The organism is Acidimicrobiales bacterium (genome assembly GCA_035533095.1).
In the GTDB taxonomy this organism is placed as follows: Bacteria; Actinomycetota; Acidimicrobiia; order Acidimicrobiales; family Palsa-688; genus DATLUM01.
Map to the genome: position 1 here is coordinate 77,138 of DATLUM010000071.1, position 16,364 is coordinate 93,501.

General features: G+C 68.5%; 20 protein-coding genes. 15 read left to right on the forward strand and 5 right to left on the reverse strand.

What is annotated here, in order from left to right:
* Window positions 1–13 precede the first annotated feature (13 nt).
* The 7 genes from VNF71_09175 to VNF71_09205 all read left to right on the forward strand — a co-directional run bounded on the left by VNF71_09175 (window position 14) and on the right by VNF71_09205 (window position 4,741).
* The gene (locus VNF71_09175; protein HVA74722.1) at window positions 14–1,327 is read left to right on the forward strand and encodes an ATPase, T2SS/T4P/T4SS family; all 1,314 of its coding nucleotides are present in this window, start codon (window positions 14–16) and stop codon (window positions 1,325–1,327) included.
* Window positions 1,324–2,205, forward strand: coding sequence for a hypothetical protein (locus tag VNF71_09180; protein HVA74723.1), 882 nt, complete (start codon window positions 1,324–1,326; stop codon window positions 2,203–2,205). The genes VNF71_09175 and VNF71_09180 overlap by 4 nt, the downstream gene beginning before the upstream one ends.
* On the forward strand, window positions 2,202–3,107 hold the full coding sequence (locus tag VNF71_09185) for a type II secretion system F family protein (protein HVA74724.1): 906 nt from the start codon (window positions 2,202–2,204) through the stop codon (window positions 3,105–3,107). The genes VNF71_09180 and VNF71_09185 overlap by 4 nt, the downstream gene beginning before the upstream one ends.
* Window positions 3,108–3,137: 30 nt before the next feature.
* Window positions 3,138–3,329 (forward strand): hypothetical protein, encoded by a 192-nt coding sequence (locus tag VNF71_09190; protein ID HVA74725.1) that lies wholly within the window; start codon window positions 3,138–3,140, stop codon window positions 3,327–3,329.
* 52 nt (window positions 3,330–3,381) lie between these two features.
* Window positions 3,382–3,738, forward strand: coding sequence for a hypothetical protein (locus VNF71_09195; GenBank protein ID HVA74726.1), 357 nt, complete (start codon window positions 3,382–3,384; stop codon window positions 3,736–3,738).
* An 11-nt stretch (window positions 3,739–3,749) separates the two neighbouring features.
* Complete coding sequence (locus VNF71_09200; GenBank protein ID HVA74727.1) at window positions 3,750–4,193, forward strand: hypothetical protein; 444 nt, start codon at window positions 3,750–3,752, stop codon at window positions 4,191–4,193.
* A 68-nt stretch (window positions 4,194–4,261) separates the two neighbouring features.
* Window positions 4,262–4,741, forward strand: a complete 480-nt coding sequence (locus tag VNF71_09205) for a hypothetical protein (protein HVA74728.1) — start codon at window positions 4,262–4,264, stop codon at window positions 4,739–4,741.
* 3 nt (window positions 4,742–4,744) lie between these two features.
* Here VNF71_09205 and VNF71_09210 read toward each other — a convergent pair whose 3' ends face one another.
* Window positions 4,745–5,200 (reverse strand): hypothetical protein, encoded by a 456-nt coding sequence (locus tag VNF71_09210; protein HVA74729.1) that lies wholly within the window; start codon window positions 5,198–5,200, stop codon window positions 4,745–4,747.
* Between the two features lie 299 nt (window positions 5,201–5,499).
* Between VNF71_09210 and nucS the strand changes: the two genes are divergently transcribed.
* Window positions 5,500–6,159, forward strand: coding sequence for an endonuclease NucS (gene nucS / locus VNF71_09215; protein ID HVA74730.1), 660 nt, complete (start codon window positions 5,500–5,502; stop codon window positions 6,157–6,159).
* A gap of 7 nt (window positions 6,160–6,166) precedes the next feature.
* On the opposite strand, the gene VNF71_09220 is transcribed toward nucS, so the two are convergent.
* Entirely contained in the window at window positions 6,167–7,486 is a 1,320-nt protein-coding gene (locus tag VNF71_09220) for a hypothetical protein (GenBank protein ID HVA74731.1), read from the reverse strand.
* Between the two features lie 7 nt (window positions 7,487–7,493).
* Window positions 7,494–8,264, reverse strand: coding sequence for an SAF domain-containing protein (locus tag VNF71_09225; GenBank protein HVA74732.1), 771 nt, complete (start codon window positions 8,262–8,264; stop codon window positions 7,494–7,496).
* 57 nt (window positions 8,265–8,321) lie between these two features.
* Here VNF71_09225 and VNF71_09230 point away from each other — a divergent pair, with 57 nt between their 5' ends.
* Window positions 8,322–8,579, forward strand: a complete 258-nt coding sequence (locus tag VNF71_09230) for a helix-turn-helix domain-containing protein (GenBank protein HVA74733.1) — start codon at window positions 8,322–8,324, stop codon at window positions 8,577–8,579.
* A 29-nt stretch (window positions 8,580–8,608) separates the two neighbouring features.
* On the opposite strand, the gene VNF71_09235 is transcribed toward VNF71_09230, so the two are convergent.
* A complete protein-coding gene (locus tag VNF71_09235; GenBank protein ID HVA74734.1) occupies window positions 8,609–9,220 on the reverse strand; it encodes a hypothetical protein in 612 nt (203 codons plus the stop codon).
* 25 nt (window positions 9,221–9,245) lie between these two features.
* On the opposite strand from VNF71_09235, the gene VNF71_09240 reads away from it, so the two are divergent.
* From VNF71_09240 to era, 5 genes are all read left to right on the forward strand, one after another.
* Entirely contained in the window at window positions 9,246–9,590 is a 345-nt protein-coding gene (locus VNF71_09240) for a histidine triad nucleotide-binding protein (GenBank protein ID HVA74735.1), read from the forward strand.
* 67 nt (window positions 9,591–9,657) lie between these two features.
* Window positions 9,658–10,569, forward strand: coding sequence for a PhoH family protein (locus tag VNF71_09245; protein HVA74736.1), 912 nt, complete (start codon window positions 9,658–9,660; stop codon window positions 10,567–10,569).
* 13 nt (window positions 10,570–10,582) lie between these two features.
* On the forward strand, window positions 10,583–11,125 hold the full coding sequence (gene ybeY, locus VNF71_09250; GenBank protein ID HVA74737.1) for an rRNA maturation RNase YbeY: 543 nt from the start codon (window positions 10,583–10,585) through the stop codon (window positions 11,123–11,125).
* On the forward strand, window positions 11,122–12,528 hold the full coding sequence (locus VNF71_09255; protein HVA74738.1) for a hemolysin family protein: 1,407 nt from the start codon (window positions 11,122–11,124) through the stop codon (window positions 12,526–12,528). The genes ybeY and VNF71_09255 overlap by 4 nt, the downstream gene beginning before the upstream one ends.
* Window positions 12,525–13,364, forward strand: coding sequence for a GTPase Era (era, locus tag VNF71_09260; GenBank protein ID HVA74739.1), 840 nt, complete (start codon window positions 12,525–12,527; stop codon window positions 13,362–13,364). The genes VNF71_09255 and era overlap by 4 nt, the downstream gene beginning before the upstream one ends.
* 18 nt (window positions 13,365–13,382) lie before the next feature.
* On the opposite strand, the gene VNF71_09265 is transcribed toward era, so the two are convergent.
* Window positions 13,383–15,344 carry an ATP-dependent DNA helicase gene (locus tag VNF71_09265; GenBank protein ID HVA74740.1) on the reverse strand — a complete coding sequence of 654 codons (1,962 nt, stop codon included), beginning with the start codon at window positions 15,342–15,344 and terminating at the stop codon, window positions 13,383–13,385.
* Window positions 15,345–15,396: 52 nt separating this feature from the next.
* Between VNF71_09265 and VNF71_09270 the strand changes: the two genes are divergently transcribed.
* The gene (locus tag VNF71_09270; GenBank protein HVA74741.1) at window positions 15,397–16,329 is read left to right on the forward strand and encodes an LLM class F420-dependent oxidoreductase; all 933 of its coding nucleotides are present in this window, start codon (window positions 15,397–15,399) and stop codon (window positions 16,327–16,329) included.
* The last annotated feature ends 35 nt before the right edge of the window (window positions 16,330–16,364 follow it).

Sequence of the window (16,364 nt, forward strand, 5' to 3'; positions counted from 1 at the left end):
CGAGCGGGTAGCCGTGACGGTCCGTACGGCCACCGCGAACGGCTGGGCTTCACCGCTCAGAGAAGTGGAGCTCGCCGCCCAGGCACGCGCCAAATCGGAGTCCCTCGACATGGAATCCGAGGGCGCTATGGATCGCCTGCGCCAACTCTTGAACGAGGAAGTGGACGCGTGGCGTTCCGAGTACCGCAGAGGCAGGCGCCACGCCGACATCGCCGATCCGGCGCTCGCAGTGGAACGCGCGTTGAGGAACCTCGCCGGTTACGGGCCCCTCGAATCGCTCCTGGCGGACCCCGACGTGTGGGAGATCATGGTCAACGGACCGGCGTCCGTCTTCACCAAGAGGCATTCGGGAGCCGGCGGCTATCACAGCGAGGTCTTCCACGACGACGAGCACGTCGTGCGGGTGCTGACCAAGATCCTCGACGACTCGAGCCGGTCGCACAGGAAGCTGGATCCGTCCGAAGGCCTGCAGGACGCGCAGCTGAGGAACGGTGCCCGGCTCCACATCGTCCACTCCGACGTCGGCCGGGACGGTCATCTGCTCGTGAACATCCGCAAGTTCTCAGGCGTGGTTCACAAGAACCTCCGCGAGTTGATCGAGCGCGGGATGCTCGACGTCGCGACCGCACGCTTCTTGCAGGCCTCCGTGCGCAGCAGGTTGTCGGTACTCATCGCCGGCGCTCCTGGCTCGGGCAAGACGACCCTCCTCTCTTGCCTCGCCTCCGAGCTCGACCCGGCGTTGCGGGTCGTGGTGGCCGAAGAGGTCTTCGAGACTGATATTCCGCTGCCGAACGTCGCCCACATGCAAACGCGCCCTGCGCGCGCCGATCGCGACGAGGTGGACCTGCGCCGGCTCGTCGCGGGATTCCTGCGGATGGCGCCAGACGTCGCGATAGTCGGCGAGGTGCGTGACAAGGAGGCTCTGCCGCTGCTGCTCACGCTTTCGTCTGGTGTCCAAGGGTTCACGACCATCCACTCGGCGTCGGCAAGGCAGGCGTTGTCGAGACTCCGTTTCATCTGCCAGCTCGCCGAGACCGGGTCCGAGCTGAGCGTGTCTGCGTTGTCCGCGCTGGTCAGCGAGGCGGTCGATCTCGTGGTCCACTGCTCGCGGCAGGGCCCCGAGATCCGGGTGACAGAGGTGCTCGCTGTCGAAGATCTGCAAGTTGCCTCGGGGACAGTGTCCTTCACCACTACCCCCGTGTTCACGCGCGCGAGGTTCGCCGACCCTCTCGCTTGGACTGGGAATCTCCCGGTGCGGGCGAGCCGCGCGCTGGAGTTGTGCGGCTACGACGTCCGGTCGCTGACCGCTGGGGATCTCGTCAGGTGACCAACACGACGTTGGCCGCCATCGCCGCCATCCTGACGGTGTCGGGCGGCTACCTCATCTACAGCTCGGTCCGCTCACGGTCGGCAACCCCCCGGACGGCAGCGGCCATTTCGCTCGACGAGCGCTTCCGCTCGTGGGCTCGTGAAGCGGGCCTCGGAGCCGTCCGGCCGGCCGAATTTGCAGCTGCGGTGATCGTCGTCTTCGTCGCCGGTGGCCTGGCTGCGTACGCGTTGTTCGGCGGAGTACTCCCGGCGGTGGCTACAGGAGCGGCGTTGGCTACAAGCCCGCTGGCGACCTACAAGGCGCGCCGGCGTGCGCGCCTCGCTGAAGCAGCGGAGGCATGGCCGAGGATCCTCGAGGAGCTTCGCCTGCAGATCGGATCACTTGGTCGTTCGGTGCCGCAAGCACTCTTCGAGACAGGTCGCCGGGTCCCGGAGGAGTGGCGGCCGGCGTTCGGCGCGGCAGAGCGCGAATGGTTGTTGACGACGGACTTCCATCGCACGGCTTCGATTCTGAAGGAACGACTTGCCGATCCGACGGCAGACGCGATTTGCGAAACGCTGCTCGTTGCCCATGAGTTTGGCGGGTCCGATGTCGACGCCCGCCTCGCGGACCTTATCGAAGACCGGGTTCTAGATCTGCAGGGTCGAAAAGACGCCGTCAGTCGCCAAGCCGGTCTGCGTTTCGCTCGTCGCTTCGTGCTGATCGTGCCGGTGGGGATGGCCGCTGCAGGTATGGCAATCGGTACCGGGCGCGCAGCGTACGGGACGCCGGGCGGTCAGGTGGCGATCGTGGTCGCAGTCGCCTCGGTGGCTCTGTGCTGGCTCTGGTCGTCGCGGTTGATGCGCATGCCCGCAGAGCCGAGGGTCTTCCGGTGACGCGGCTACTGGCCGGAGCCGGGCTGCTCCTGTGGCTTGGGGCCACCCTGATCATCTCGTCACTGCCGCGATTCTCCCGGCCGGCTCTGGCGGAGCGGTTGCGGCCCTTCGCGCCCGGCGCCTCGGCGCCTCAGTCGGGTGGAGTTCTCTCGGTCGAGTCGTTCCGGGAGGTCCTGTCCCCGCTCGCGCACAGCCTGGGGGACCGTCTGGCCTCGTTGTTCGGGGTCGTCGAGCCACTCGAGGTCCGGTTGCGCCGGATCCACTCGAGCGACGACGTGGCCGGGTTCCGCGTGAGGCAGATGACGATCGCAACAGTGATGCTCATATGCCCCGCGATGGCCGCCGCGCTCCTCCGCCCACCACCGGTCGTATCCCTGCTGGGGGTCATAGGCGCGCCCCTGATGTCTTTCCTGGTCATAGAGCAGCGCCTCGCGCGTGCGTCCGAACGATGGCAGCGGACCCTGGCAGCCGAGCTGCCCGTGGTCAGTGAGCAGCTTGCGATGCTGTTGAGCGCTGGTTACTCGCTGGGCACCGCGCTCTCACGGATCGCGAGAAACGGCGAAGGCTGCATGGCAGCGGACCTGAGGCTCGTGGTGAACCGGGTGCGCCAAGGACTCTCCGAAGCGCAGGCACTGCGGGAATGGGCGGAGGTGGCGCGTGTGGATTCGGTTCACCGCCTGGTGTCCGTGCTCGTCCTGAACACGGAGGCGGCCGACCTCGGTCGGTTGGTGTCCGCCGAGTCGAGAGCGGCGCGGCGCGACCTTCACCGCAAGGTGCTCGAGACCATCGAGAAGCGTGCGCAGCAGGTGTGGGTCCCGGTCACCGTAGCGACGCTGGTTCCGGGAGTGATCCTGCTCGCGGTGCCCTTCCTGGCGGCCTTGCGACTCTTCTCGAACGCGTAGAACCCAATGACACACGAGGAAGTGAATGCGATGTCCTCAACCCGGCGATTGGCGAGATTCAACGAAGCAGGTGAAGGTGTGATCTCCGCCGCGATAGCGGTGCTCATCATGGCGTTCATCGGCGTCGGCATGTGGATCGCCTTCAGCACGACGTTCCAGCACGCGGCCAAGCACGTCGACAACCAGGTCAACTGCATCGGTCAGACCAGCACCTCCTGCTGATCCGATCGGACACCGACGGGGGATGCTCCTCAAGGGGAGAGGTTCGGCGGGCGTGGGTCTCATCGACACCACCGTCGGATTTCTCATCTTCTTGACGTTGCTCCTCTTCAGCGCGCAGCTGCTGGTGCGGCTGTATGCCAGCTCGGCGCTGTCGTCTGCTGCGAGCCACGCCGCCGAGGAGGTCGCCTACGCCCCGGATCCGCCGGCCGAGGTCCCGATCGCTGAGTCGGACGCGCGACGTCGACTCGGGTCTTTCGGAGGTCCGAGGACCACTTTCGACTGGGGGCCGGTTGGTGGGGACATCGTGGTGCTGAAGGTCACGGGGCACACGCCGGCGCTGGTGCCATTCGACCGCGGGTGGACCACCATCACCAGGACTGTGACAGTGAGAGTCGAGCGGTTCAGGTGAGAGCAGGCCGGGTGATACGGAAGGCTGACGAGGCCGGATTCGCCGGGGGCCTGGCCGGCCTGCTCTTCGGATTCCTCATCTTCGGGCTGGGGACTCTCCTCGTCGGATACGGCTGGGCGGTGGTGCAGACGAAGGCCGCCGTGGTCGACGCAGCTCGCCAGGCGGCGCGTAGCTACGTCGAGGCTCCAGACGCTCCCGATGCGTACGACTCGGCCCGTACGGCGGCCGACGCCTCGTTGAGCGCGAGGGGGCGGGATCCGGGACAAGCCTCGCTGCAGCTTTCCTCGGGGGCGTTCGGCCGGTGCGCGAGGATCACGGTCACCGTCGGCTACCCGGCGCCCGTCTTGGTCCTCCCCCTGTCGGGGCTGTTCGGAGGATCGACGGTGAAAGCGGAGCACTCGGAGCTGGTCGACCCGTACCGCTCCGGTCTGCCCGGGAGCGCCCAATGCGCCTGAAGAGGTCCGCAGAATCGCCGGCACGTACCTTCTCGCAAGCACGTCGCTGGCATCCAGAATCGGGAAGCGTGCTGGCGCTGGTCCCTGCGGGTCTGCTTGTCCTCGTGTTGCTCGGCGCCCTGGCCGTCGACAGCGCCGTCACTTACCTGGGCCAGCAGCAACTCCACGACGCGCTGACAGCAGCGGCGAACGACGCCGCTGGCGCTGCAATCGACAGCAGCATCTTCTATCGCGAGGGGCGGGTGGTGCTCGACGGCTCCGAAGCTCAAACGATCGTCTGCGAGAGCATCGATGCTCAGCACTTCTCCCAGCTGCGCGACGTCCATGTGTGGGTGACCGTCGCGGGGCCCGACATCACGGTGCGCGGGACCGCCGTCGTCGACGGCGTGTTCGGACGGGCCCTGCCAGGATTCTCGACGCGCACGGTCAGCGCCGGAGTCGATGCCGTCGCCGTCACGGGGGCGACGTCCGGCGCCGTGCAGGCGCGGCCCGGCGCAGCGTCGGTCCCGGGCGCAGTCGCCACGACCTCGAGCTGCGGCATGCCTTGAACCCTACGCGGTCGTCCTCAAGCCGCCGGCGAGCTGGATGAGTGCATCCCCAGCGGCCGCGATCGCCGATCGCAGCCCGGTCAGTTGCACGTCGTATGAAGGGCTACCTGCGGCGGCAACCGTCGCCTCGCTGCTGGCGACGACCGAGCCGACGCGCGTGAGCGTGGCGTTCCAGCCGGGACGAAGAGCCTGCGCGGGCGGCGGGCCGAGCGACTTCGCAGAGGCGAGATCGGCCTGAAGCGCGGCTGCGTCGCGGGCCATCCGAGGCGCGGCGGGTGATCCAGGCGCGGCGTCGCTGCCCAGGGAGGTCAGGTCACCGACGAGGCGTGTCAGCGCTGGAAGGGCGTGTGAGCTCCATCGGAACTGCGCGTCGTCGTGATGGCGCGGCGCGGATGACCCGCCGGCGAGGAGCGCGACGGCGCCGAGTACCACCGCTGCGACGGCGAGCTCGACGGCCACCGTGCGGATCCTTCGTCGAGTCAGTGGTGCTGCGCCAGGATGACCGACGACCGGTGGCGGCGGGGGAGGGGCGAAGAACCGGCGGCGCAGGGGGCGAACCCGAGACGGCTGCCGGTCCGCTTGACCGGGGTCGGGGCGCGGCGGGCGGCCCCACTCGCCGGTCGGGAGCGGCGTGCTCGGGGGCGCATGCCGGCCGGATTCCGGAACGTCGGCGTCGGGAACGGTCGCCAGGTGACCAAGGGTACGCGGGCCGCCTTCGTCTCACGGCGATGATGCAGGGTCGGCAACAATGGCGCTCCATGCGCCTCGTCGTCGCAACATGCTCGGTCGACTATGTCGGGCGCCTCTCCGCCCACCTTCCGGCCGCCCGCCGCCTCCTGATGGTCAAGGCCGACGGTTCGGTGTCGGTGCACTCCGACGGTGGTGCCTACAAGCCCCTCAACTGGATGGTGCCTCCCTGTCGGTTCACGGTCGAACCGGATCGGTGGGTGGTGACCAATGCAAAGGGCGAGACGTTGACCATCGACATCGAGGAGATCCACTCCGACGAGATGCACGAGCTGGGCGTCGACCCCGGTCTGGAAAAAGACGGCGTCGAAGCGCACCTCCAGGAGTTGCTGGCGGCCAACCCGGGGACGCTTGCAGGCGGTCTCGAGCTCATCCGGCGCGAATATCAAACCGACATCGGTCCGGTCGACCTGCTGTGCCGCGACAGCGCGGGGCGGATCGTCGCCGTCGAGATCAAGCGGCGAGGTGACATCGACGGCGTCGAGCAACTGGCGCGTTACCTGGAGCGGCTGGACATGGACGGCAGGTTCCGGCCGGTGCGCGGGATCTTCGCGGCCCAGCAGATCAAGCCACAGGCGCGTGTCCTGGCCTCGGCGCGGGGGATCGAGTGTGTCGAGGTCGACTACGAGCAGTTGAGAGGCGAGGGCAACGGCCGCCTGACCTTGTTCTGAATCTCAGTCATGCGTTGCCGGTTTCGAACTCCGACGCCTCGGGCCAGTGCCCGAGAGACCCCGGCGCGATGCGAGCCGGGACGGGCTCCGCAGGCGCCGTGTCGGCTAGCCGTTCGCAAAGTGCCGACACGGCGCGATGGAGTGGGTCGACCAGAGCCGATGGCATCGCCGTGCTGTCACGCAGGCACTCTTCGAGCTTGCGCTCGGGCAGTGGCATTAGGTTCGCGAGTGACAAGTTCTCTGCCGTGCTCCCGACATCGGTCAGCGACGCGAAGGCACGCGACATCTCGGCCCTGGCCCGCGGGCTTCTCGGAGCCCGGTTGATCACGGGCAGTATCCGCTCCGTCCGCACGCCGGCAGCGATGAGACTTCTCGCCAGGCGCGCGAGCGAATGCACGCCCTTCATCCCCGGGGCCCCTACCGCGACTACCACCGTGCTGTGCAGCGCGGCGGACCTGGCCAGGTGGTTTCTCTCCTCGACGTCGGCGGAACCTCCTTCGGTCTCTCCCTCGAAGTCGCCCTCGACGTCGCAAACGACCGCCTGAAACGACCTTCGCAATCCCCGGATTGCCGCGTCCACCGCGCGCGGGCGCAGCGCGGACCATGCTTCGGGGCGCCGCAGTCCGAGCAGCAGCTGGTACCCGCGCCGTGGGACCTCGAAGGTCATCCCTCTCACCTCCGAGGGCTCGATCTCGCTGAGGCGGCAGGCCTCCACCAGTTCCTGGATGCCGGGGCCCAGGTCGGTCGCGTTGTGGAGCATCGCCTGGTCGGCGTGCCGGGCCAGGTCCGCCAGCAGGACCCGTCTCGCGTTTCTCGCATCGGAAGCCATGCCCTGAGCCAGCGCCATGGCGGCGGTGGATGCCCCCGTGCCTCCGGGACCGCAGACCGTCACCATCTCCGCCAACCACAGCGGGGAGGGGGCGTCCGTCAACGCCGGCGGCAACCGGTCGCCGGCGCCGACCGCCCGGCAGTGCGCAGCCAGCGTGTCGAGCAGCTGGTCGCGGTCGAAGTCCGCGGGAAGCTCCGCTGCGGCTCCGAGGTCCGCCGCCGAAGGGCCTCCGCGCCTGGTGTCGCGGACGACGATGACCGGTGTCCCGGCCGCGCCGGCGGCGTGCACGAGGTCACGGTCGAGCGACGGGAGCGTGGCATCCACCACCAGGGCGGAATGAAGCCTGCCCGAGCCAAGCCGGGCGCGGACTTCCTCCGCCGAGACGCACTTGACGAACTCCGCTGCCAGAGCCGCCGAGTTGGACCATTGCGATACGGCGTCGAACCACTGCGAGCGCACCGGCGCCAGGCCGAGCACCACGTAGCGGTCGCTGCTCACGGGCCGGTCACTGACCGGTGCCGCCCGAGCCGGCGCTGCCCGAGCTGGCACTGCCCGAACCGGGGCCGACGCCGTCCGTTGGTGACGCCGCCACGATCGTCAACGCCCCCGCGTGCGCGGCGGCCACGACCGACTCCACCTCGTCGAGAGAACTGACTCCGAGCGTGACCGTCGCCGAGGCAGGGCCGGAGAGCGGGTTGGAGCCCGGCTTGGACAGAGCGAGCAGGATGGCGCCGCGCAGCACCAGGGTCACCGCGGTGGACGAATCCGAGCCGGTCGTCTGGAGCACGTCGACGGGCTCACCGGCGTAGAGCCCCGTCAGCGTCGCCGGGTCGGCGGCCACGGTGACGGGTCTGAGGGCGGGGGCCTGGCCCGCCGGGACGAGCATGGACGCCTGCAGCAGCTCGCCCCGGACAACCGGCACGGCCAGGGTGCGTCCGCTCAGCGATGCGGCGGATCCGTACATCTCGGCGCTCGCCGCCCGGGGTACCCGGACGACGACCGTCGTGAGGTCGCCCGGCTCGACCAGCGCGCCCGCCTGCAGGGAGTGGACCGCGACCACGAACCTGCCGGTGTCGCCCTGGTTGGTGCCTGTCAGGGCGGCGGCCGCAACGGCCACCGCTGCCGCGGCCACCAGCAGGCCTCCTACCACGGCTCGCCCGGTGGGCAGCGCCCGCCGCCTTCCCGCCAGCCGGCGACCGCCCTGAACGGACATTTCGGTCTCGGAGACGCCGTTGCGAGCGTGCTGCGCCCTCCCCGGCGCTTCCCCCAGCCTCACACATGAAATCTAACGAGAACCCACTTGCTTGTCTATAGGTCCGATATGATGCTTTCCATGAGCGAGGCGATCCGCTGGATGGGCACACGAGAGGCCTGCGACAAGTTGGGGGTGACCCTGCGCACGCTTTACAGGTTCATCGACGAGGGCCAGCTCCCCGCCTACAAGATGGGCAGGGTCATCCGGGTACAGGAGGCGGACGTCGAGGACTTCATCACCCGCATGCGGATCGAGCCGGGCACCCTCGACCACCTCTACCCCGAGCCCAAGCCCCGCGACCGCCCCCGTGACCAGGAGAGCGACACGGCGCGCTGACCCGCTCTGCCGGCCTCGCAGGAGGAGGCTCAGCGCAGCTCGCAGTACTCCACGTTCTCCAGCGCCACGAGGGTCGACCGCTCAGAACCGTCGCGTTCCCTGACGGTCAGGACGTCCTCACCCACCCCCACGAGGTCCCCGCTGATGTGGTGGCCGCCGGCGACCGCCAAGGTCACCGGTGCGCGGTCCTCGGCGAGGAGGGCCATCGCGGCCGCCATGGACAGCCGCAGGGAAGGGAACCGGCTGCCGGCCGGTGCCCGTGAGCGCGCCGGCGGGTCGGGCCAGACAGCGCTCACCCGGTCGAGCCGGGCGAGGAGCGGGCGGCGGCCCGCTCGTATCAGCACGCAGAAGTCGGCTCCGACCGCCTCGAGCGTGCCGGTCAGTCGCCTCCCCCCGATCGACATCGAGATACGCGACCCGGCCTCCGCGAGGTCGACCAGGGAGCCCGCCCACGTGGCGCCCGAGGCAGCCTGCTCGCGAAGGGTTCGCTCATGGATCCTCCCGCGCGCCGCTCGGCTCGCACGCTCTCCGGCTGACCAGCGGGCGAACTGCGCGACGAGATCGTCCCCGACAGGACCGCCCGCGATCAGACCGTCGTCGTCGGGCGGCCGATCACTCTCGACGGATCCGTCACCCTCCACAGCGCGCGACGGTAGCGTCGCGTTGATGGCTGACTGCCTGTTCTGCAAGATCCTGGTCGGCGAGGTGCCCTCCAAGGAGGTGTTGTCCACCGAGCGGACCTACGTCTTCTACGACATCAACCCCGCGGCGCCGGTGCACGTCCTCGTGATCCCGCGCCAGCACATCCCCAACGCGGCGGAGATCGGCCCCGAGCACGGGGACATCCTCGCCGAGATGATGACCACTGCTCGTGGCGTGGCCGAGCAACTCGGGATCGCGACGACCGGCTACCGGTTGGTGTTCAACGTCGGCGACCATGCGCTCAACAGCGTTCCCCACCTGCACATGCATGTGCTGGGAGGCCATCAAATGGGGTGGCCGCCCGGTTGAGACGGTACCCTGGGTCTCGAGCACGCCCGTGTCCACGACCGTAACCGTCACAGTCCCCAACCATTTGATGCCCCGCCTCGTTGGCCCGCTCAACGAGAACCTGCGGCTGGTGGAGGATGCCTTCGAGGGGACGTCGATCCACGCCAGGGGCAACGAGTTCACCATCGACGGCGAAGACGCCGCGCTCGCCGCGCGCCTCGTCGACGAGCTGCGCCTGCTCCTGGAGCAGGGCCACAGCGTCGATCCGCAGGTGGTGCACCGCACGATCGACATGGTGCGTGCGGACGAACGACCCTCGGAGGTGCTGACCGCGGAGGTGCTGCGGTCGGCGCGGGGCCGCTCGGTACGCCCCAAGACCAGCGGGCAGAAGCGCTACACGGACGCCATCCGCGACAGCATCGTCACCTTCGGCATAGGCCCTGCGGGTACCGGCAAGAGCTACCTGGCCGTTGCCCTTGCCGTGCAGGCGCTCCAGGAGAAGAAGGCCGACCGCATCATCCTCACCCGCCCGGCGGTCGAGGCCGGCGAGCGCCTCGGGTTCCTGCCGGGCGACCTGATGGCCAAGGTCGACCCGTACCTGAGGCCGCTCTACGATGCGCTCTACGACATGATGGGCACGGAAGCCGCGCGGAGGCTTCTCGAAGCCGGAACCGTCGAAGTCGCGCCTCTTGCGTACATGCGCGGCCGCACGCTCAACAACAGCTTCATCATCCTCGACGAGGCGCAGAACACGACGCCGGAGCAGATGAAGATGTTCCTCACGCGCATCGGGTTCGGGTCGAAGGTCGTCGTCACCGGCGACGATACGCAGATCGACCTGCCTGGAGGTCGTTCGGGCCTCATCGGTCTGGAGGTCGTGCTGTCGGGTATTGACGGCCTCTCGTGGGTGAAGCTCGGCCGGCGCGACGTCGTCCGGCACAAGATCGTCGCCGACATCGTCCACGCGTACGAGGCCGCCGACGCGATACGGGGCGTCTGATGGGGACCTCTCGATGCCGGTAGTGGTATTCGCTGCTGACGAGCAGTCGTCGCACCCGGTGGACACTCTGCGGTGGATCCGCCTTGCCGAGAAGGTCCTCGCTGACGAGGGGGTGAGGGGGGAGGCCGAGGTGTCGTTGTTGTTCGTGGACGAGGAGGCGATCTCGGATCTGAACTCGCGGTTCCTCGGCAAGGAAGGGCCGACGGACGTTCTCGCGTTCCCGATCGACGACGAGCCGGTGGAGAGCGGCCGTTCACCTGACTCCGGCGGCACCGGTCCCGGGTTCGCCTCCGAGCCCGACGAGGCGCCGATGCTGCTCGGTGACGTGGTGATCTGCCCGGCGGTGGCGGAGCGCAACGCGCCCGAGCACGCGGGGACGTACGACGACGAGCTGGCGTTGCTGGTCGTGCACGGCCTGCTGCACATCATCGGGATGGACCACGAGGACCCCGAAGAGGCGGAGGTCATGGAAGCGCGCGAGCGCGAGTTGCTCGACCGACACCACAAGCCGCCGCCGCCGCCCCCGTCCGCGGCTCACGAGGACCCCCCGAGTTGACGAAGCACCACTTCGGCACGGAGGACACGGTCCTGCTCGCCGTGGTCGCCGTGCTGATCATCCTCACGGGTTTTCTCGCCATGGCCGAGACGGCGCTCACCCGCACGTCCAAGGTCAAGGCGATGACTCTCGCCGAGGAAAAGCGCCGGGCTGCGGGGACCCTGCTGGGGCTCGTCCAGCGAATAGACCGGGTACTGCCGGTGATCCTCTTCACGCTCGAGCTGTGCACCCTCGTGGCCGCAACGATGGTGGGCGTAGTGGCGGCTCACGCGTTCGGCGGGTTGGGAGTTCTCGTGGCGACCGCGTTCGAGGTGGTCGTGATCTTCATCGTCGCCGAGCTTGCGCCCAAGACATGGGCCGTCCAGCATGCCGATCGGGCAGCGCTTTCGACTGCGCCGTTCGTAAGAGTCCTGGTCGCGTTTCCGCCCTTGCGATGGCTCACACGCGCGCTGATCGGAATAACCAACACCGTGTTGCCCGGCAAGGGGATACGGGCCGGTCCCTACATGTCGGACGAGATGCTTCGAGCCATGGCCGACGAAGCAGCAGAGGAGGAGGTGATCGAGCACGAGGAGCGCACGCTCATCCACTCGATCATTGACTTCGGCGACACCGTCGTACGCGACGTCATGGTCCCGCGGCCGGACATGGTCGCGGTCGAGTCGTATGCGCGCATCACCGACGTGATCGACGTGGTGATCCCCGCTGGATTCAGCCGTATACCGGTGTACGCGCAGGGCATAGACGACATCGTCGGGATCGTCTACGTCAAGGATCTGATGCGTGCGGAGCGGGAGGGCCAGGGCCAGTCCGAGGTGTCCACGGTCATGCGCGAGGCGCAGTTCACACCCGAGAGCAAGCGGGTGTCGGAGCTCATGCGCGAGATGCAGGCGGGGAAGTTTCACATGGCGATCGTGGTCGACGAGTTCGGCGGCACGGCGGGCCTCGTGACCCTCGAGGATCTCATCGAGGAGCTTGTGGGAGAGATAACCGACGAGTACGACGTCGAGGAGGTTCCGCCGGAGCGGTTCGAAGACGGAACGCTCGTTGTCAACGCGCGGATGCCCGTCCAGGAGGTGAACGAGCTGCTGGAACCCTCTGAGCTCCCGGAGGGCGAGGATTGGGACACGGTGGGCGGACTGCTCTACAGCCTGCTGGGTCACGTCCCGACGGAGGGCGAGGCAGCCGAGGTCGACGGGTTCCGTCTCGCGGCGGAGCGGGTGCAGGGTAGGCGCATCGGTCGTGTCCGCATCTCGGCGGTCACACGGGGAGAGTCGAGAGCGGGCACCTACCGTGACCATGACGGTGTGGGGGATGCCGGAGTGAAAGGACCCGACACCAGCACGGCCGGTGACGATGGTGTGCCAGACAGGGCCCACACCACCGGCCGCGGCGAACGGTGAAGTCCGGCTTCGCCACGCTGGTCGGCCGGCCCAATGTGGGGAAGTCGACACTGCTCAACACCATCCTCGGGCAGAAGGTGTCGATAACGTCACCGGTGGTCCAGACGACCCGCAACCAGGTGCGCGGGGTGCTCACCCGTCCCGGAGTGCAGGTGGTCTTCGTCGACACGCCTGGGGTGCACAAGCCGCGCAGCGTGTTGGGCCAGCGGCTCAACGACGCCGCTGCCGACGCCCTCACCGGCGTCGAACTCACCCTCCTCGTGCTCGACGCGACAGCACCCCTCGGGCGGGGAGACCGGTTCGTCGCGTCGATGATCTCGGGAGATTCGATATGCGTCGTCAACAAGATCGACGCGGCGCCGCGGGCGAAGGTCCTGGAACAGCTCAGCTCGGCCGCGGATGCGTTTGACGCCGCCGAATACTTCCCCGTCTCGGCGCGGACCGGCGCGGGAGTGCCCGAACTGGTGGAAGCGATCGTCGAGCGGATGCCGGAAGGGCCGCAGATGTATCCCGACGACATGGTCACCGACGTGCCCGAAGCGTTCTGGGTCGCGGAGCTGGTTCGTGAGCAACTGCTCGCGGTGACGCGCGAAGAGGTGCCCCACTCGATCGCGTGCAGGGTGACCGAGTGGGAGTGGCCGCGTATCCGATGCGAGATACTGGTCGAGCGCGAATCGCAGAAGGGCATAGTCATCGGGCGCGGCGGCTCGGTCCTCAAAGAAGTCGGCACCCGAGTGCGTGAGCAGCTGCCCGACGGCGCCTACCTCGAGCTATTCGTCAAGGTCGACCCGAACTGGCAGAGCCGCCCCAAGGCACTGGAGCGCTTGGGCTACTGAAGAGGTTCGCGAACCTCTTTAATCCGGCCAGCCGCTGAGTTCGCCGGCGAGGGACGCCAGGAACTGCTCGACGTCCGAGCGCTTGCGCGTCCTGCGCATAGGTGGCAACGCCTTGACCAGGGCCCACCGGTAGGAGGCGCGCCCGAGCCGCGTGTCGAGGACGGCGACCACGCCCCGGTCGCTGCGGCTCCTGATCAGCCGCCCGACACCCTGGGCGAGCAAGGTTGCGGCCCTCGGTATGTCTATCAAGGAGAAGGCGTCGCTTCCGAGGCTCGCCCGGCGCGCCTGGAGCAGCGGATCGTCCGGGCGGGGAAACGGCAGCCGGTCGATGGTCACGACGGAGAGCGCGCTGCCCGGGACATCCACTCCCTGCCAGAAACCCATCGTCGCGAACAGGCAGGAATGCTCGTCCTCGGTGAACTTTCGCACCAGGGCCGGCTTGGGAAGGTCCGATTGGGTCATCAAGGGCCAGCGGATGCGCGGTCTGAGCGCGTCGGCGGCCGCCTTCATCGCCCGCCAGCTGGTGAACAAGGCCAGGGTCCTCCCGCCCGCGGCTTCTATGAGGAACGCGAGTTCATCGTGCATCGCTTTCTCGTAAGCGCCGTCGCGGGGATCGGGAAGATGCATCGGGCAGTACAACAACGCCTGCTCGTCGTATGCGAACGGGCTCCCCACGTCGAGTTCCTCGTACGACCCCGCAGGCAGCCCGAGTCGTTCTGCGAGCCGGGGTGGGATGGTGGCGCTGGTCATTACAGCCGTCGGGGCGCCCTCTTTCTTCCAGAGCTTCTCGGTCATCTCCGCGCCGACGTCCAGTGGAGCCACCTTCAGCACGGGGGAGTGGGCCGGCCCTTCGACCCATGCCACCTCGGAGTCTGCTAGCTCGAGAACCTCGACGAGGTCGCGTTCGAGGTGGCCCGCCGACTGTTGTGCGCGCAGGTACCTCGCTCGCACTCCGGCCTCGATCGACTCGTCGGCAGCCTTCTCCGACCGCAGGGCCTTGCGCACCTCTGAGAGGAGGCGGGTGACCCGCTGCCGGACGAGGTTCAGGCGTTCCTGGGTCGTCTCGTCGAGCGGCCGGGGGAGAGCGGAACCGATGTGAGGCTCCAGGGTATCGATCAGAAGTAGGCCTGCTTCTTCGACGGCCAGCGACGCCGAAGGGTCGTCGAGCACCGGCCTTGTGGCCCGCGCGAGGGCCTGGAGCCTGCCAGCGCCGATCTCGAAGCCAAACGACGCCGACGCGATGTCCTCGAGCTCGTGCGCCTCGTCGAACACCACGAGGTCGTGCATCGGCAGCATCTCACCTCCTGCCGCAACCGATGTGGCATAGAGGTGCGTGTTCACCACGACCACGTCTGCTTGGGCGGCCCTGTCGCGCGCGGCCTCCGCGAAGCACCGGTCGCCCGATGGGCAGCGGGCCGCTCCGGGGCAGTCTCTTGCGCCAACGCTCACCTGCGCCCACGCGACCGGAGACGGCTCCCACTCGAGATCGGCGCGGTCGCCGGTCTCCGCTCGCGACGCCCAGCCGACCAGCCGGCGGATCTCGCGGCCGAGCGGGCCAAGAGCGGACCGGTCTGCGCCGGCGGCGTCCGGGCCGCCGTCGTGGAACGCCAGCTGCTCGTCGCCGCCCGCTATCTCCGAGACCCGCTGCATGCAGACGTAGTTCGAGCGCCCCTTGAGGACGGCGAACTGCACCGGGACACCAAGGGAGTGCGCGAGTTGCGGGAGGTCGCGCTTTGCCAGCTGGTCCTGCAAAGCCTTGGTGGCGGTAGAGATGACCGCGCGGGTCCCGAGGGCGAGCGCCGGCACGAGGTAGGCAAGGCTCTTGCCGGTCCCGGTTCCCGCCTGAACCACGAGGTGGCGGTGTCCGCGGATGGCCCGGCTGACCGCCTCCGCCATCTCGCGTTGCGAAGGCCGGTCCTCCCGCCGTGCCAGCGCGTTCGTCGCCCGCTCGAGGGCGGCTTCGATCTGCGGGTCCGGCATCGGGCTCAGGCTAGGAGGCTGCCGGGTCGTGGGCGGGTGCAATGATGGCCCGATGAAGTTGCGGATATTCACCGAACCCCAACAGGGCGCGAGCTACGACCATCTCGCTGCCGCCGCCCGATGCGCGGAGGAGGAGGGTTTCGACGCTTTCTTCCGCTCTGACCACTACCTGAGGATGTCGCCCGGCGACGGTCTGCCCGGTCCTACCGACTCGTGGATCACTCTTGCCGGGCTGGCGCGCGACACCTCCCGGATCCGCCTCGGCACCCTGGTCACCTCCGCGACCTTCCGGCTGCCCGGGTTGCTCGCGATCTCCGTGGCTCAGGTGGACGCGATGAGCGGTGGCCGCGTGGAGCTCGGGCTCGGAGCCGGATGGTTCGACGCGGAGCACAAGGCCTACGGGTTCCCCTTCCCGCCCACCAAGGAGCGCTTCGACCGTCTCGAGGAGCAGCTGGCCATCGTCACCGGACTGTGGGCGACGCCGCCGGGAGCCAAGTTCGAGTTCGCCGGCAGGTACTACCGCCTCGAGGACAGCCCGGCTCTGCCGAAGCCTGTCCAGTCACCGAGGCCTCCGGTGATCGTCGGCGGTGTCGGCCCCATCCGCACGCCGTCGTTGGCAGCCCGTTTCGCGGACGAGTTCAACACCCCGTTCCTGCAGCCGGGAGACGTCAAGACCCAGTTCGAGCGTGTCATGAAGGAGTGCGAGGCCCTTGGCCGCGATCCTGCCTCGATGAAGTTGACGTCCGCGGTGGCGGTGTGCTGCGGGGCTGACGCCGCTGATATCCAGCGGCGCGCAGAGAACATCGGCCAGACCGTCGAGCACCTGAGATCCTTCGGTGCCTGCGGCACGCCTGAGGAGGTTGCCGAAAGGTTGCGCCAGTACGCCGCCGCCGGAGCCGAGGCGATCTACATGCAGCTCATCGACATGACCGATCTGGACCAGATCCGCCTCCTCGGGCGGGAATTGCCCGGGCTCTTGTCCTGACCTCGTCTGCCCAGCAGTCGAGGGCCGGAGGGGGA

Bases quoted from the DNA above. Each gene is read 5' to 3' on its own strand.
- VNF71_09190 (HVA74725.1), top strand. From the start codon at position 3,138: ATGTCCTCAACCCGGCGATTGGCGAGATTCAACGAAGCAGGTGAAGGT.
- nucS (HVA74730.1), top strand. From the start codon at position 5,500: ATGCGCCTCGTCGTCGCAACATGCTCGGTCGACTATGTCGGGCGCCTC.
- VNF71_09230 (HVA74733.1), top strand. From the start codon at position 8,322: ATGAGCGAGGCGATCCGCTGGATGGGCACACGAGAGGCCTGCGACAAG.
- VNF71_09240 (HVA74735.1), top strand. From the start codon at position 9,246: ATGGCTGACTGCCTGTTCTGCAAGATCCTGGTCGGCGAGGTGCCCTCC.
- VNF71_09245 (HVA74736.1), top strand. From the start codon at position 9,658: ATGCCCCGCCTCGTTGGCCCGCTCAACGAGAACCTGCGGCTGGTGGAG.
- ybeY (HVA74737.1), top strand. From the start codon at position 10,583: ATGCCGGTAGTGGTATTCGCTGCTGACGAGCAGTCGTCGCACCCGGTG.
- VNF71_09265 (HVA74740.1), bottom strand. From the start codon at position 15,344: ATGCCGGACCCGCAGATCGAAGCCGCCCTCGAGCGGGCGACGAACGCG.
- VNF71_09270 (HVA74741.1), top strand. From the start codon at position 15,397: ATGAAGTTGCGGATATTCACCGAACCCCAACAGGGCGCGAGCTACGAC.